At 74.0% G+C, this 13,758-nt stretch carries 12 protein-coding genes; 1 reads left to right on the forward strand and 11 read right to left on the reverse strand.

Going from position 1 to position 13,758, the window contains the following annotated elements:
• The 8 genes from I4I78_RS20955 to I4I78_RS20990 all read right to left on the reverse strand — a co-directional run.
• On the reverse strand, window positions 1-4,349 hold a 4,349-nt coding region (locus I4I78_RS20955), incomplete at its 3' end, for a Pls/PosA family non-ribosomal peptide synthetase (RefSeq protein ID WP_308252260.1).
• Window positions 4,350-4,640: 291 nt separating this feature from the next.
• On the reverse strand, window positions 4,641-5,732 hold the full coding sequence (locus tag I4I78_RS20960) for an alpha/beta fold hydrolase (RefSeq protein WP_308252258.1): 1,092 nt from the start codon (window positions 5,730-5,732) through the stop codon (window positions 4,641-4,643).
• On the reverse strand, window positions 5,630-6,352 hold the full coding sequence (locus I4I78_RS20965) for a ferredoxin reductase (RefSeq protein ID WP_218613153.1): 723 nt from the start codon (window positions 6,350-6,352) through the stop codon (window positions 5,630-5,632). The genes I4I78_RS20960 and I4I78_RS20965 overlap by 103 nt, the downstream gene beginning before the upstream one ends.
• A 3-nt stretch (window positions 6,353-6,355) precedes the next feature.
• Window positions 6,356-6,961, reverse strand: a complete 606-nt coding sequence (locus I4I78_RS20970) for a sulfite oxidase-like oxidoreductase (RefSeq protein WP_218613154.1) — start codon at window positions 6,959-6,961, stop codon at window positions 6,356-6,358.
• Window positions 6,962-7,101: 140 nt separating this feature from the next.
• Window positions 7,102-7,803, reverse strand: coding sequence for an SRPBCC domain-containing protein (locus I4I78_RS20975; RefSeq protein WP_218613155.1), 702 nt, complete (start codon window positions 7,801-7,803; stop codon window positions 7,102-7,104).
• The gene (locus tag I4I78_RS20980) at window positions 7,800-8,465 is read right to left on the reverse strand and encodes a helix-turn-helix domain-containing protein (RefSeq protein WP_218613156.1); all 666 of its coding nucleotides are present in this window, start codon (window positions 8,463-8,465) and stop codon (window positions 7,800-7,802) included. Before I4I78_RS20980 ends, I4I78_RS20975 begins: the two co-directional genes overlap by 4 nt.
• Before the next feature lie 53 nt (window positions 8,466-8,518).
• Complete coding sequence (locus tag I4I78_RS20985; RefSeq protein WP_308252259.1) at window positions 8,519-9,685, reverse strand: acyltransferase; 1,167 nt, start codon at window positions 9,683-9,685, stop codon at window positions 8,519-8,521.
• Between the two features lie 121 nt (window positions 9,686-9,806).
• A complete protein-coding gene (locus tag I4I78_RS20990) occupies window positions 9,807-10,193 on the reverse strand; it encodes a hypothetical protein (RefSeq protein WP_218613157.1) in 387 nt (128 codons plus the stop codon).
• Between the two features lie 51 nt (window positions 10,194-10,244).
• Here I4I78_RS20990 and I4I78_RS20995 point away from each other — a divergent pair, with 51 nt between their 5' ends.
• Window positions 10,245-10,784 carry a helix-turn-helix domain-containing protein gene (locus I4I78_RS20995; protein ID WP_218613158.1) on the forward strand — a complete coding sequence of 180 codons (540 nt, stop codon included), beginning with the start codon at window positions 10,245-10,247 and terminating at the stop codon, window positions 10,782-10,784.
• A gap of 45 nt (window positions 10,785-10,829) precedes the next feature.
• Here the strand turns inward: I4I78_RS20995 and I4I78_RS21000 are convergent, their stop codons facing one another.
• The 3 genes from I4I78_RS21000 to I4I78_RS21010 are packed head-to-tail and all read right to left on the reverse strand — an operon-like array spanning window position 10,830 to window position 13,700.
• The gene (locus tag I4I78_RS21000; protein WP_218613159.1) at window positions 10,830-11,303 is read right to left on the reverse strand and encodes a DUF3237 domain-containing protein; all 474 of its coding nucleotides are present in this window, start codon (window positions 11,301-11,303) and stop codon (window positions 10,830-10,832) included.
• A 14-nt stretch (window positions 11,304-11,317) separates the two neighbouring features.
• Window positions 11,318-12,853: a long-chain fatty acid--CoA ligase gene (locus I4I78_RS21005; RefSeq protein WP_218613160.1), complete on the reverse strand. Its 1,536-nt coding sequence runs from the start codon at window positions 12,851-12,853 to the stop codon at window positions 11,318-11,320.
• A 4-nt stretch (window positions 12,854-12,857) separates the two neighbouring features.
• Window positions 12,858-13,700, reverse strand: a complete 843-nt coding sequence (locus I4I78_RS21010; protein WP_218613161.1) for a p-hydroxycinnamoyl CoA hydratase/lyase — start codon at window positions 13,698-13,700, stop codon at window positions 12,858-12,860.
• Window positions 13,701-13,758 lie beyond the last annotated feature (58 nt).

Raw genomic sequence — 13,758 nt, forward strand, 5'->3', positions numbered from 1 at the left:
CGGCGCAGCACCCGCGCCTCGCCGGTGGCGTGCACCGACCGGATGCGCATCGTCCGGCCGACGTCCGCGGCGGCGGGCTCGCCGGCGGCGTCCGGGCGGACCCGGGTCATCACGGTCGTCCGCTCGACGTCGGCGAACCCGGCGTGCGGGATGCGCGCGTCGAGGGCCGGGCCGGTCCCGGGTCGCGCCGCCGCGGACGGGCGGACCTGCGGCATCGCCGTCGTCGCCTCGGCGGCCGCGATCGCGTCGGCGTCCGCGGGCCGGTCGGCGCCGGCCGCGTCGTCGACGGGGCCGCCGGAGGGGGCGTCGCAGGAGTCGGGGACGGCCTCGGTGACCGGCTGCGCGGTGATGCCGCGCCAGCGCGTGCCCGGCGGGAGGTGCTCGCCCTTCATCACCAGCGACAGCGGGTCCAGCGCCACGCCCGCGCCGACGACCGCGTCGTAGAGCACGATCGCCCGGTCACCGACGCTGGCACCGTTCTCGATCCGCACCGTCGACATCTTCATGACGCGGTCCTCGAACAGGTGCGTCTGCAGCGACACGGCCCGCCCGATCGTCACGTCGTCGCCGACGTCGACCAGGTCGTACTCGGTCAGGTACGTGGTGCCGACGTGGCTGCGACGCCCGATCCGGCAGCCGAGCAGGCGCAGCGCGGGCGGCAGCATCGGCGTGCCGGCCAGCATCGTCAGCAGCCCGGGGACCGCCGCGGCCTCGTACAGCCCGGTCACGAGCTCCGAGCGGCGCACGAACCGGCTCCACAGCGGCTCGGTACGCGGGCGGTAGGTGCCCACGACCAGCCACTTCACGACCGCGACCATCAGCAGCAGGGACAGCCCGGTGGCGATCGCGAGCACCGGCGCGAGAAGGATCGTCGCCCACCACGGCACGGTCCGGGCCGACCCGGACAGGCCGAGCAGGAACAGGTAGAGCGACACCGAGATCATCGACGCGGGCAGGGTCGCCCGCAGGAACTCGATCCCCAGCCGCTCGGCGACCTTGCGCCGGGGCGGGCGGAACGTCAGCGACTCGTCGAAGTCGCCGCTGTCCTGGCGGACCGGCAGGTTCATCGCCGGGGACCCGAGCCAGGTGCTCTCGCCCGGCACGCCGGCGTGCGGGGACACCGTGGCCACGCCGATCAGCGAGTCGTCGCCCAGGCGGGTCCCGGCCGGGACGACGGCGGCGTTGCCGACGAACGCGCGCCGCCCGACCAGCGTGGGACGGCGGACCATCCAGCCGTTGTGGAACGTGGCGCTGCCCAGGCTCGCCATGTCGGCCACGAAGCTGCCCTGCTCGATCGTGAGCATCTCCGGGTCGATGTGCGAGGCCGTGGAGACCTCCGCCCCGCGCCCGATCCGCGCGCCGAGGAGTCGCATCCAGCCGACGGTGTAGAGCGTGGAGTAGAGCGAGTTCGTGTAAAGCAGGCTCATCTCGAGCAGCTTGTCGGCGAACCACTTGCGCACCCCGAGCATCGACCGCGCCGGGAACACGCCCGGCCCGGTCCGCGGGGCCACGATCCGGCGCCCGGCCGCGACGATCACGCAGACGGTCAGCACGAACACCGGGCCGACGAGCACCGCGGCCAGCAGCGCCAGGCCCTCGCCGAACAGCAGCAGCGATCCCCACACCAGCAGGACCGCCGGCAGCAGGCTGACCACCGAGATGATCTCCAGCGTGGCCGCGCCCGCCGCGGCCGCGGCCAGCTGCGGGCGGGTCCAGGTGGGCGCCGGTCCGGCCTCGGTCAGCTCGGCGACGGCGGCGTCGGCCGGGTCGGGCACCGACGGCGACCCCGCCCAGTGCTCCCCGTCCGGGATCACCTGCGCGCGCGCCACCGACGACTGCTCGCCCAGCACCGCGTCCGCGCCGACGACCGCGCCGGGCTCGACGACGCAGTTCCCGCCGACGTGCGCCCCCGCGCCGATCGTCACCGGGTCGACGAAGACCCAGCCGTCCTGCACCGTCCACGGCCGCAGCGCGGCGCCGTAGCCGATCGTGGCGCCGTCGCCGATCCGCACCATGGCCGGCATCGACACCACCGACGTCCCGAGGTGCACGTCGCGACCGACGTGGGCACCGAGGAAGCGCAGGTAGGACGGGGCGAGCGGGCCGCCGGAGAGGAACGGCAGCGGTGACATCGACAGCATCAGCTCCGAGGCCCACAACCGCAGGTGCACCGCGCCCCACATCCGGTGGTACCCCGGCCGGATCCCGGCGCCGAGCGCGCGTACCGCCAGCGGGGCGAGCACCCACCGTTGCAGCAGGTAGATGGCGGTGGCGCCGAGCGCGAGCTCGACCAGGACGTCCGGGGCGACCCGCCCGGAGTGGTAGGCGTAGACCGCGGCCGCGGGCAGCGTCATCACCAGCAGCAGCGCGAACAGCACGCCGCCCTGCACGTACCCGGCCGCGGTGTAGCGCAGCGTCGAGTGCCGCAGCGGCTCGCGCCGGGGCGGCGGGGGCACGCTGCCGTCCGGCTCGGCCGCGGTGTCCAGGACCGCGGCCAGGCCGCGGACGGTCGGGTTGTCGTAGAGGTCGCGCACGGCCGGGCTGCGCCCGACCTCGTACCGGCGCAGCAGCGTGACGACGCGAGCGGCCAGCAGCGAGTGCCCGCCCAGCTCGTCGAAGAAGTCGGCGGTGACCGAGACCTGCTCCGGCTCCAGGCCCAGCGCCTCGGCCGTCACGTCGCGGACCCGGCTCTCCAGCGCGGTGTCCGGCGCGACCGTCGGCCCGGTGCTGGTGACGATCCGCGGCCCGCGCGGCGCGGGCAGCTTGGAGCGGTCCACCTTGCCGCTGACCTGGGTGGGCAGCGAGTCGAGGACGTCGAGGTAGCCGGGGACCATGTACTCCGGCAGCCGGGTGCGCAGCAGCTCGTGCAGCCGCGCGAGGAGTGCCTGCTCGTCCCCACCGCTCGCGTCGGTGACATTGCCGCCCGCGGCGGTGGCGGTCAGCGTCACGTAGACCGCGAGCTCCTCGGACGTCTCGGTCTTCGACAGCGCGGCGACGCTGCTCTCGACGGCCGGGTCCTCGAGCGCGACGTTCTCGATCTCGCCGAGGTCCACGCGGTGCCCGCGGATCTTGACCTCGTCGTCGGCGCGGCCGAGGTAGACGATCTCGCCCTCGTCGTCGAAGCGGCCGAGGTCGCCGGTGCGGTAGAGCCGGCCGTCACCGTTGGCCGGGGCGGCGGGGTGCGGGATGAACCGGTCGGCGGTCTTGTCCGGCAGGTTGACGTAGCCGAGCGCGACGCCGGGCCCGCCGATGCAGATCTCGCCGACCTCGCCGTAGGGAACCTCGCGGCAGGCGTCGTCGAGGATGACGATCGAGTAGGTGGGGACCGGGCGGCCGATCGTGACCGGGCGGCCCGGGAACATCTCGCCCCAGGTCGCGGTCACGGTGGCCTCGGTGGGCCCGTAGGTGTTGAGCATCCGGCGCCCCGGGCGGGCCCAGCGCTCGACCAGGCCCGCGTTGCAGGCCTCCCCGCCGACCATCAGCGTGCGCAGGTGCGGCAGCTCGCGCGGGATCGTGGCCAGCAGCGTCGGCACGCAGCAGAAGACGGTGACGCCGGTGTCGTGCAGGAAGTCGCCCAGCTCGGCGCCGATCCGCCGGGAGTCGGTGGGGCCGACGATCAGGGTGGCGCCGGCGGCGAACGTCGTCCAGATCTCCTCGACCGAGAAGTCGAACGAGATCGTCATGCCCTGGTAGACGCGGTCGTGGGGCGCTACGTCGTAGACCCGGGTGATCACGTCGACGAAGTTGCAGATGCTCGGGTGCGCGACCGCGACGCCCTTTGGCCGTCCGCTGGACCCGGAGGTGTAGATCACGTAGCAGAGCGGGGCCGGGTCCTGCGGGCCGGTGGGCTGCGGCAGCGGGTGGCGTGGCTGCGCGAGCACGTCCTCGACGGCCCGGTCGAGGAGCACCAGCCCGTCCTGCGCCAGTTCCTCGCCCAGGTCGGACGTGGTGACCAGCAGGTCGAGCTCGGCGTCGGAGCGGATGTAGTCGACGCGCTCCGGCGGCGCGGCCGGGTCGATCGGGACGAACGCGGCGCCGGCCTTGAGCGCGGCCAGCAGCACGGCGTAGGTGCGCCAGGACCGGTTGAGCAGGATCCCGACCCGCCCGCCGGGGCGCAGCCCGCGTGCGGCGAGGTGGCGCGCGAGCTGGTTCGCGCGCGCGTCGAGCTCCAGGTAGGTGAGCTCCAGCGCGCCGTCCTGCAGCGCGACGGCGTCCGGGCGGCGTGCGACCGAGGCCTCGAAGAACCGGTGCAGGCGGTCCGGGCGGGGCGCAGGCGGCCGGGGGGTCGCCCGGACCGGCCGGTGTGCCGGTCGCTGCGCCGACCGTGCACGGGGTGGGGACAGGACCACGGGCGTCAACGACTCCTCTCCGACCGACGCGGGACCCGGAGCGGAGGCCGTTGGGCCACCTGCGGACAGAACTCACCCCAATGGCGTCACCGGGGACCGTCAGGACGGGTCCCGGTGCGGGTACGCGGAGGGGGAGCAGCTCCGGTCACAACTCTGTGTCACGAATGTAATCGGCTCCCACACCGAAGCGTTACGGCGGTGCCGGTTCGGAGCAGTGAGCTGTGACGGAGCGTACTTCCCGGATCCGGGAGGAACCGGACGTCGGGGGCCGGACGTCAGAGGGTGTCGCGCTCAGGCGACGGCGGTCACCGCCAGGGTCCGGGTCAGGAAGCCGACCTGGGCCTGCGCGGAGCGCTCGAACATCTCGCCGGAGTAGATGTCGAAGTGCCCGCAGGACAGCTCGAGGACCTCCGAGCCGGCTCCGGCCTTCGCCGCGACCGCCCGGACCGCGGACGGCGGCGCGATGTTGTCCCGGTCGGCGACGACCAGGAAGATCGGCGCGCGCAGCTTCGACGCGGACGTCACGGGCCGGTTCAGCGGGATGATCACCGCTCCCCGGGCGCACATCTCGTTGCGGAACGTCGGCCCCATGATCGACCGGTAGCCGGTCTCGGCGCCGTCGGCGGTGATCGCGGCCAGCGACCCGGGCGGCCCGACGACCGGGATCCGGTGCGGCTCACGGCCGAGCAGCGCCCCGGCGAAGTCGAACAGTCCGTGCCCGGTGAGCTTGAGCAGCTGCCTGATCCCGGCGTAGCGGGCGATCTCGATCAGCGCGGCCAGCCCGTCCATCGCCGCGCCCTGCGAGATCACGGCCGCGACCTGCCCGTCCCTGGCCGCGACCGGCACCACGTGCCCGCCGGAGTAGGAGCTGCCCCAGAGCACGATCCGGTCCCGGTCCACGCCGTCCAGGCCGCGGGCGTGCGCGATCGCGGAGTGGTAGTCCTGCCGGTGGCGCAGGTGGTTGACCTCCTGGCGCAGGTCGCCGTCGCTGGTGCCGTAGCCGCGGTAGTCGAAGACCAGCACGTCGGCCCCGGCGGCGGCGAAGCGTTCGGCGAACGGGAGCAGGCCCGCGTCCCTGGTCGCGCCGAACCCGTGCCCCATCACCACGCACGGACGCCCGCGCGGCCCGGTGAGGGCCTCGGACTCCGCGGGCAGGTGCCAGGCGGCGCAGCGGACGCCGTGGCTGTCGAATCCGGTCTCGTGCGGGGTGGCGGTCATCGGCACTCCAACTGTTCGTCCCTGGTGTGGCGTCACATCTTGGCGCACACCGTGGACGAGGGTCAGCTGGTCGGGCCGAACTGCTCGACGCGGATCGACTCCGGCGCCACGCCGGCCTCGACCAGGAGCTCCGCCGCCGCGTCGGCGAACGCCGGGGACCCGCACACGTAGGCGGTCTCACCGCCGCGCACCAGGGGAGCGACGTCGTCGAGGGTCAACCGGCCCGCCGGGCGGGCGGCGCCGTCCGGGGCGACGCGGCTGTGCACGACCGTGACCTGCGGGCCGGACAGCTCGTCGCCGTAGAACAGCTCCTGCGGGGTGCGGACCGAGACCAGCATCCGGACCAGGTCGGGTCGGCCGAGCGCGCGGGCGTGGCGCAGCATCGCGGCCAGCGGCACCATTCCGGACCCGCCGCCGACGAGCAGGGCGGGGGAGGCGCCGTCCCAGGCGAACCAGCCGCCGACCGGCCCGCGGACCTCGAGCGTGTCGCCGGGGACGACGACGTCGTGCAGGAACTCCGAGACCTCGCCGTCGTCGAGGCGCTCCACGGTCAGCTCGATCCCCGCCGTGCCGTCCGGGGCGGAGGCGACGGAGTAGGAGCGCTGCGCGGTGTAGCCGTCCTCGGCGGTCAGGCGCAGCACGTAGTACTGCCCGGGCAGGTGGGCGCTGACGTCCTCACAGGCGAGCCGGAACGTCTTGACGTCCGGTGCCTCGTCCCGGACGTCGGTGACGGTGGCGAGCTGCCATCGCAGCGTCCTGCGCGACGTCGTGTCGACCGAACTCATCGCTCAGTCGCCCTGGAAGCGCTGCTCGGACCAGGGGTCGCCGCGGTCGTGGTAGCCGTTGCGCTCCCAGAACCCGGGCTCGTCGTGGTCGGCCACGCGCAGCCCGGCGACCCATTTGACGCTCTTCCAGAAGTACAGGTGCGGCACCAGCAGCCGGGCCGGGCCGCCGTGCTCGCGGGTCAGCGGCGCACCCTGCGCGTCCCAGACCACCCAGGCCTTCCCGCCGGTGACGTCGGCCAGCGGGAGGTTCGTGGTGTACCCGCTGTGCGAGTGCGCGACGACGTGCGTGGCCTCCGGGCGCGGTCCGGCCTCGGCGAGCAGCGCGTCGACCGGGACGCCCTCGAACCGCATCCCGAACTTCGTCCAGGTGGTGACGCAGTGGATGTCGCCGTCCCAGCGCTGGGCGGGCAGGGACCGGATCTCGTCCCAGGTCCACTCGGTCGGCCGGTCTACCAGGCCCTCGACCGTGAACGTCCAGCGGGCGGTGTCCAGGTGCGGGGCCCGTTCGGCGGTGAGGACGGGCCACTGGTCGCCGACGTCGTACTGCCCGGGTGGCAGCCGCGGGTCGCGGGTGCGGCGTCCGACGAAGCCTCGGGTGACCGGTGACATGCCCGTCTCAATGCCGGTGACGTGCCCGATGTTCCCGCCGCGCGCCCGGCCCCCGCGAGAAGTCGATCACAGGTGAGATGACGTCAGTGGTTGTGCCGCCCGGCGCGAGGGCCAGGGTCGTCATCTCACCCGGGTTCGGGTCAGGTGGCCGGGACCGGGGCGGCCAGCCAGTCGGCCCAGGCCGCGGACAGCTCGTCGGGGTCGGCGCCGGTGTAGTCGTGGTGCGACACCGCGACCGGCATGCCGATCGCGGACCGCTCGTGGAAGCGGATCAGGGCGCCGTCGGTGCGCAGGCCCAGGAACCGGTCGGTGACGTAGTCGACCTCGCCGGCGAGGGTGCGCCCGGCCAGGTCGATCGTCACCCGGCCACCGGGTGCGTCCGGCCGGCCGAGGACGTCGCGGATCCGCTCCCAGACCTCGCCGGTCGCCTCGGCCTCGGCGTAGGTGGCGGCCCGGCCGGGGAAGTGCGTCAGGTACTCCCGCAGCGTCGCGAAGTACTGGTCCCAGCCGGCGCGGGTCATGGCGTCGAACTCGTCGCCCCAGCCCTCGACGCCGAGCGGCGGGTCGAGGACGCCGCTGTGGACCAGGCGCAGGACCGCGGTGCCGCCGTCGGCGGCCTCGACCAGGTACTCCAGCGCCATCGTCGCGTCCGGGCGCACCAGCAGCCGGTGCGGCGGCTCCCAGATCTCGACGGCCGGGTTCGCCGACGGGTCGGCGTCGGGCTCGGTGGGTACGGCCATGAACCAGGCGGCCTGCCCCTCCGGTGTCGCGACTGCCTGCCACACCTGTTCCGGCGTGGCGGGCAGTGCGATCGAGGTCCGGATGTCGAACTCGTGGCTCATCGGGTGTCCTCCCGGGACGTGGGGGTGGGGTCGGGCGGCGTGGGGTCGGGCCGGGTGAGGTCGGGACCGAGGGGTTCGGGGTCGGCGGCGACGGTCGGGTGCAGGCCGACGACGAGCCGGTGCGGACGGGCGCCCTCGGCCGTCCCGTCGTGGTGGCGGGCGACCAGGCCGGCGACGGCGTCGGCCAGCTCGCGGGTGAACTCGGCACGGTGTTCCGGGGAGGCGAAGCTGATCTCGCCGTCGACCGCGAACGTCGCGACCCGCCGGCCCGCCCGGTCGGCGCCGGTCAGCAGCGTCCCGACGTCGCGGACCAGCCGGGCCCCGAGCGCGAGCAGCCACTGCGCCGAGAGCCGGTCCGGGGCCCGGTCCGGGTCCGGCGCCAGCAGCGCCCAGGCCTGCGGCGACACGACGAACGCCCCGGCCACGGCCTGCATCACGCGTTCGGTCATGTTGCCCCGCCGCCGCTCCTGCACGAGCTCGACGAGCCCGTGCGCCTCGAGCGCGCGCAGGTGGTGGTTGACGTTCTGCCGGCTCAGCCCGAGCACCGGGGCCAGCGTGCTCGCCGAGCCGGGCTCGGCCAGCGTCCGCAGTATCCGGGCCCGCACCGGGTCCAGGGCGACGGCCGCGACCGCCGGATCCGAGATGACCACCGTCTGCTGCACGACGGAAAGGTCCCACCGAAACCATGACCTGTCAAGAAAGCAATGGCTTTCGGTCACCGGCCGGCTTGCTCGGCGGCCGGGCCACCCCGGCGGACGGCGAGGCGGTCGTAGGCGCGCAGCAGGGCCTGATGGGCGGGGCGCTCCACCGCCTTGGTCAGTGCCCAGCCCAGGATCACCGCGGTCACGATCATCGCGGCCGACTGCAGGGTCGGGCCGATGCCGAGGTCCTGCAGGCGTCGCATGACCACGTAGCCGAGGGTCTGGTGGACCAGGTAGACGCCGTAGGAGATCCCGGCCAGCCACCGACCGGCGGCGGCGACCGGTGCCGGCGCGAGCCGCCCGCAGCGGGGGAGCCGGGCCACGACGGCGACCACGGCGATGCCGGCGACCACGCCGACCGTGCTGAGCCAGTCCTCGTCCAGGCCGGTCGGGGTCAGGACGACGGTGTGCGCGAACTGCGCGCCCGCGCACACCACGAGCAGCGCGGCGGCGTGCAGGCCGCCCATCCGCCGGCCGGCCCAGAGCCAGATCCCGACCCCGGCGACGAACAGGTGCAGCCGGTGGAACCCGAACCCGTCGACGAGCATCCGGTAGGGCTCCGGCGGGCCGAACACGCGGTAGGGCCACTGCGCCAGCGGCACCAGCAGGGCCGTCCACATCACGATCCGCAGCCGGGCGCCGCGGCCCCAGCTCGTCGCGCTCAGCACGGCCGCGGCGGTGAACGCCATCAGCTGCAGCGGCAGCGTCCAGTACGAGCCGTCCAGGAACGGGAACCGGGACGGCTCCCAGTTGCCGAGCATCAGCCAGTTGAACACCAGGTCCCGCCGGCCCGGGGTCCACCACTCCGGCGGGCTCACGTAGCGCAGCAGCACCCACGCCACCGGGACCACCACCACGAACGCGGGCACCAGCCGGGCGACCCGGCCCCACCAGTAGCGCCGGGGCGAGTGCCGGCCCAGCGTGGCGCACGCGAAGTAGGCCGAGACGACCAGCAGCAGGCTGGCCCCGACCTGGTGCGGGAACACGAACCGGCGCGGGATCAGCTCCGGGTAGAGCACCGGGCCCAGGTAGGTGGCGTGGTAGAGCACCACCAGCATCACGAACCCGCCCCGCAGCAGGTCCCAGCCGGGCTCCCGCCGCCGCGCCGACACCGCCGACGGCCCCGCGGACGACGGGGACGCCGGGAGCTGCGCGCCCTCGTCGGCGGTCGGCGAACCCACAGCCGGCGACCGTACCCGCCCGTGATCACCTCGATCGTGACGGGCGGATACGCACCCGGCCCGAACGTGGATCACGAGCCGTGGGGGGTCGCTCCGCAGGCTCCCGTGGAACGGGCCGCCGTCAGCAGGGTGTCGTCAGCGGGGGTGTCGTCACGGCCTCCGTGACCCGGTCCGCGTCCGGGGTGCTGATCAGGAGCTCGTGGTAGCCCAGCAGGTCCCGGAACTCCGCACGCACGACCAGGCGCACCGCGGGCACCCGGCGCCGCACGCTGACGAACCGGCTGGTCGGCGTCCCGATGCCCCAGCGCCCCAGCTTGAGCACGCCGGTCACCAGCAGGCCGGCCCGCCCGATCCCGGTGACCGACGCCCGGGTGGGCCGGTCCACCCGCTCGGCCGAGTCGATCTCGGACCGCGGCACCACCAGCCGCGAACGGCCGCCGCAGAAGAGCTTCTCGAAGGCCGACAGCCGGATCGTGACGGAGTGGTCGTCGACGTGAACGGTTCCCATCGTGTGCCCCCTAGACTGTTCCTGTTACCGGTATTGATACCAGATATGGGAATGGTGGTCCAGGAGTTGTCCCCGGAGACCTCGCTCGCCGACCTGCTGCACCAACCGGTGCGATGGCGGCTCGTCCAGGCCCTGATCGGGCGTTCGCTGACCACCGGCGAGCTCGCCGAGCTGCTGCCCGACGTGCCCACGACCACGCTCTACCGGCACGTCGGCGTGCTGGTGAAGGCGGGCGTGCTGGTCGTGACCGACGAGCGCCGCGTGCGGGGGGCGGTGGAACGGACCTACTCGCTCGACACGTCGGCGGCCGACCCCGACAACGACGCGCCCGATCGCGACCGGCTGCGGACGATGTTCACCGTCTACCTGGCCGGGCTCGCCGGGGACTTCGACCGCTACCTCGCGCGCGACGACGTCGACCCCGTCCGCGACGGGGTATCGCTGCGGCAGGCAGCGATCTGGATCTCCGACGACGAGCTCCCGCAGCTGCAGGAGCGGCTGACCGAGGTGCTCGACCCGGTGGTCGCGCAGGGGCCGGGTCCCGGGCGGACCCGGCGCATCCTGTCCACGATCTTCGTCCCCGACCGGTGACGGCCCGGCTCCCGAGTTCGACGGCGGTATGTCGCCCGTAGGTGCTCAGGTGACCCGGTACGCGTCGTACTCCACCGCGTCGGCGGTCCGCACCGCGGCGCCGACGAGCACGCTGCGGTTGAGCCAGTCGTGCGCGGCCGCGGCGGTGCGGGCGGTGACCACGACCCGGAAGTAGTAGCTCGACGGGTCCGCGGGCTCACCGGCCAGCAGCGACGCCAGGACCGCGGGCGGCCCGGAGCGGAACCCGCGGGTCTCCAGCGAGACCAGCGCGCCGTCGTCGAGACGCAGCGTGTACCGGGTGTCGATCACCGCGGTGCCGTCGTCGAGAACCCTCTGCCAGTCCGCGCCGCCGGGCAGGACCTCGCCGTGCAGCCGCGGACCGGCGACCCCGCCGCCGACGATCGGGATCACCCGCTCCCGCCCGAACGGGGTCTCGCCCAGCTCGCGCGGGGGATCGAGCAGCACCCGGACGCGGGCCACGTGCTCCAGCCCGGGGACGGGCGGCTGCGGTGCCGTCATCCCCGTCAGCCCCGTCACGCCTGGCCCCGCTGCCCGGCGGCCACGTCCCGCTTGCGGATCTTGCCGGACGGCGTGCGGGGCAGCGCGCCGCTGAACACGACCGAGCGCGGCACCTTGTACCCGGCCAGCCGCTCGCGCAGGAACGCCAGCAGCGCGTCCGGATCGACCTCGGCGCCCGGCGACGGCACGACGACCGCGCGCCCGACCTCGCCCCACCGCTCGTCGGGCATCCCGACCACGGCGCACTCGGCGACGCCGGGGAAGTCGTGGATCGCGCTCTCCACCTCGGCCGGGTACACGTTCTCCCCGCCCGAGATGATCATGTCCTTGAGCCGGTCGACGATCCGGACGTAGCCGTCGTCGTCGACGGTCGCGACGTCGCCGGAGTGGAACCAGCCCTCGCCGTCGAGCACCTCGGCGGTGGCCTCGGGCCGCTGCCAGTAGCCGTCCATCACGTGCGGCCCGGCGACGAGCACCTCGCCGCGGGCGCCGGGGGCGACCGGGGTGCCGTCCGGTGCGGCCACCCGGACGTCGGTGAAGAAGTGCGGCACCCCGGCCGAGCCTGCCTTGCTCTGCGCGTGCGCCGCGTCGAGCAGCAGCACGCCGGGGGAGGCCTCGGTCATGCCGTAGCCCTGCAGGAACACCAGGTCGCGGGCCAGCCAGGTGCGGATCGTCGACGCCGGGACCGGTGCGCCGCCGCAGAGCAGGGTGCGCATGCTGGACAGGTCCGCGGCGCCGAACTCCGGGCGGGCGGCGACGGCGTCGTAGGTCGCGGGCACGCCGAACATCAGCGTGACCCCCTCGGTGGAGATCCGGCGCAGCACCGTGGCCGGGTCGAACGCGGAGCACAGCGCCAGCTCGCCCCCGCGCAACAGGACCGGCAGCGACACCATGCCCAGCGCCGCGGAGTGGAACAGCGGGGTGTAGACCAGCGCCTTCTCGTCCACCCGGATGTCGACGTCGAGCAGCACGTTGACCGAGTTCCAGGTCAGGTTGCCGTGGGTGAGCACCGCGCCCTTCGGACGTCCGGTGGTGCCGGAGGTGTAGAGGATCACCGCCGGGTCGTCGAGGGTCACCGGTTCGTCCACCGGTGGCTGCTCCGGTCCGGTGCCGGTGCTCGTTCCGCCTGCGCTTCTCTCGGCCACCAGTGCGGCATAGCGGACCGGGTCCACGACGGTCTCCGGTGCCAGCTCCGCCGCGGCGTCGGCGAACCCGTCGGCGACGACCAGCACGCGGGTGCCGGAGTCCTGCACCAGGTGGGCGAGCTCCGGGGTGGTGAGCCGGAAGTTCAGCGGCACGAACACGGCGCCGAGTGCCGCCGTCGCGAACAGCGTCTCCAGGAACGCCGGGTGGTTGGGACCCAGGTAGGCGACCCGGTCGCCGCGCTCGACGCCGAGTGCCCGCAGGCCGTGGGCGAGCCGGTCGCAGCGGGCCGCGGCCTCGGCGTAGGTGAACCGTTCGCCGTCGGGGCCGTCACCCGACCACGCCGGACGGTCCGCGCAGGTCCGGGCCCTGCGGTGCAGCCACGATCCCAGTCCCTGATCGCGCACGTGCTCAGCTCCGCTCGTAGGCGCCCAGGCCCGGGCGCAGGGTCTTGTCGTCGAGGAACTGGGTCAGGCCCTGTTCCCGGCCGCGCTCCGGGTCGTGCCCGGTCGTGGCGTCGAGCTTGGCGTAGAGGTACTCCTCGGCCTCGTCCCAGGACAGCGACTTCGCCTTCTTGAACCCGACCTTCGCCGCGCGCAGCACGTGGGTGTTCATCCCGGCGAGCTTGCGGGCCACCTCGACGGTCCGCTCGCGCAGGCGCTCCGCCGGGACCGACTCGTTGACCAGCCGCATCTCGGCGGCGCGGCGGCCGTCGAACGTCTCCCCGGTCATGATGAACCACAGGGCGTCCCGGGTCGGGACCGTCTCGGCCAGCGCGCGGCTGACCAGCCCGCCGGGCGGGATGCCCCAGTTCACCTCGGACAGGCCGAACGTCGCGTCGTCGGCCGCGATCGCCAGGTCGCAGCAGACCAGCGGCGTGAACGCGCCGCCGAAGCACCAGCCGTTGACCATCGCGATCGTCGGCTTCGAGAAGTGGATCAGGCGCCGCCACTGCCACTCGGCGGACTCCCGCCGCGCCCGGACCTCGACGTGCGGCGGGCCGGCGTCGACCTCACGGAAGTACTCCTGCAGGTCCATCCCGGCCGACCACGCGGCCCCGTCCCCGGTGAGCACGACGGCGCGCGCCCCGTCGTCGGACTCCAGGAGCTCCAGGGCCGCGATCATCTCCCGGTTCAGCGTCGGGCTCATCGCGTTGCGCTTCTCGGGACGGGCGAAGAACAGCCAGCCGATCCCGTCGTCGTCGATCTCGACGCGGACGGTCTCGAACTCGCCTGCGGTGCGGGGGGCGCTCATCGGTCGACCTCTTTCGTTATCAGGTTTCCTGATGATCGCAATCCCTGTCTCTTATACC

Origin of the sequence: Pseudonocardia sp. KRD291, from assembly GCF_019263595.1 — a bacterium.
GTDB lineage: Bacteria > Actinomycetota > Actinomycetes > Mycobacteriales > Pseudonocardiaceae > Pseudonocardia.

Excerpts from the sequence above, each read along its gene's own strand:
- I4I78_RS20965 (WP_218613153.1), bottom strand. The coding sequence starts at position 6,352 with ATGAGTTCGGTCGACACGACGTCGCGCAGGACGCTGCGATGGCAGCTC.
- I4I78_RS20970 (WP_218613154.1), bottom strand. The coding sequence starts at position 6,961 with ATGTCACCGGTCACCCGAGGCTTCGTCGGACGCCGCACCCGCGACCCG.
- I4I78_RS20975 (WP_218613155.1), bottom strand. The coding sequence starts at position 7,803 with ATGAGCCACGAGTTCGACATCCGGACCTCGATCGCACTGCCCGCCACG.
- I4I78_RS20990 (WP_218613157.1), bottom strand. The coding sequence starts at position 10,193 with ATGGGAACCGTTCACGTCGACGACCACTCCGTCACGATCCGGCTGTCG.
- I4I78_RS20995 (WP_218613158.1), top strand. The coding sequence starts at position 10,245 with ATGGTGGTCCAGGAGTTGTCCCCGGAGACCTCGCTCGCCGACCTGCTG.
- I4I78_RS21000 (WP_218613159.1), bottom strand. The coding sequence starts at position 11,303 with ATGACGGCACCGCAGCCGCCCGTCCCCGGGCTGGAGCACGTGGCCCGC.
- I4I78_RS21010 (WP_218613161.1), bottom strand. The coding sequence starts at position 13,700 with ATGAGCGCCCCCCGCACCGCAGGCGAGTTCGAGACCGTCCGCGTCGAG.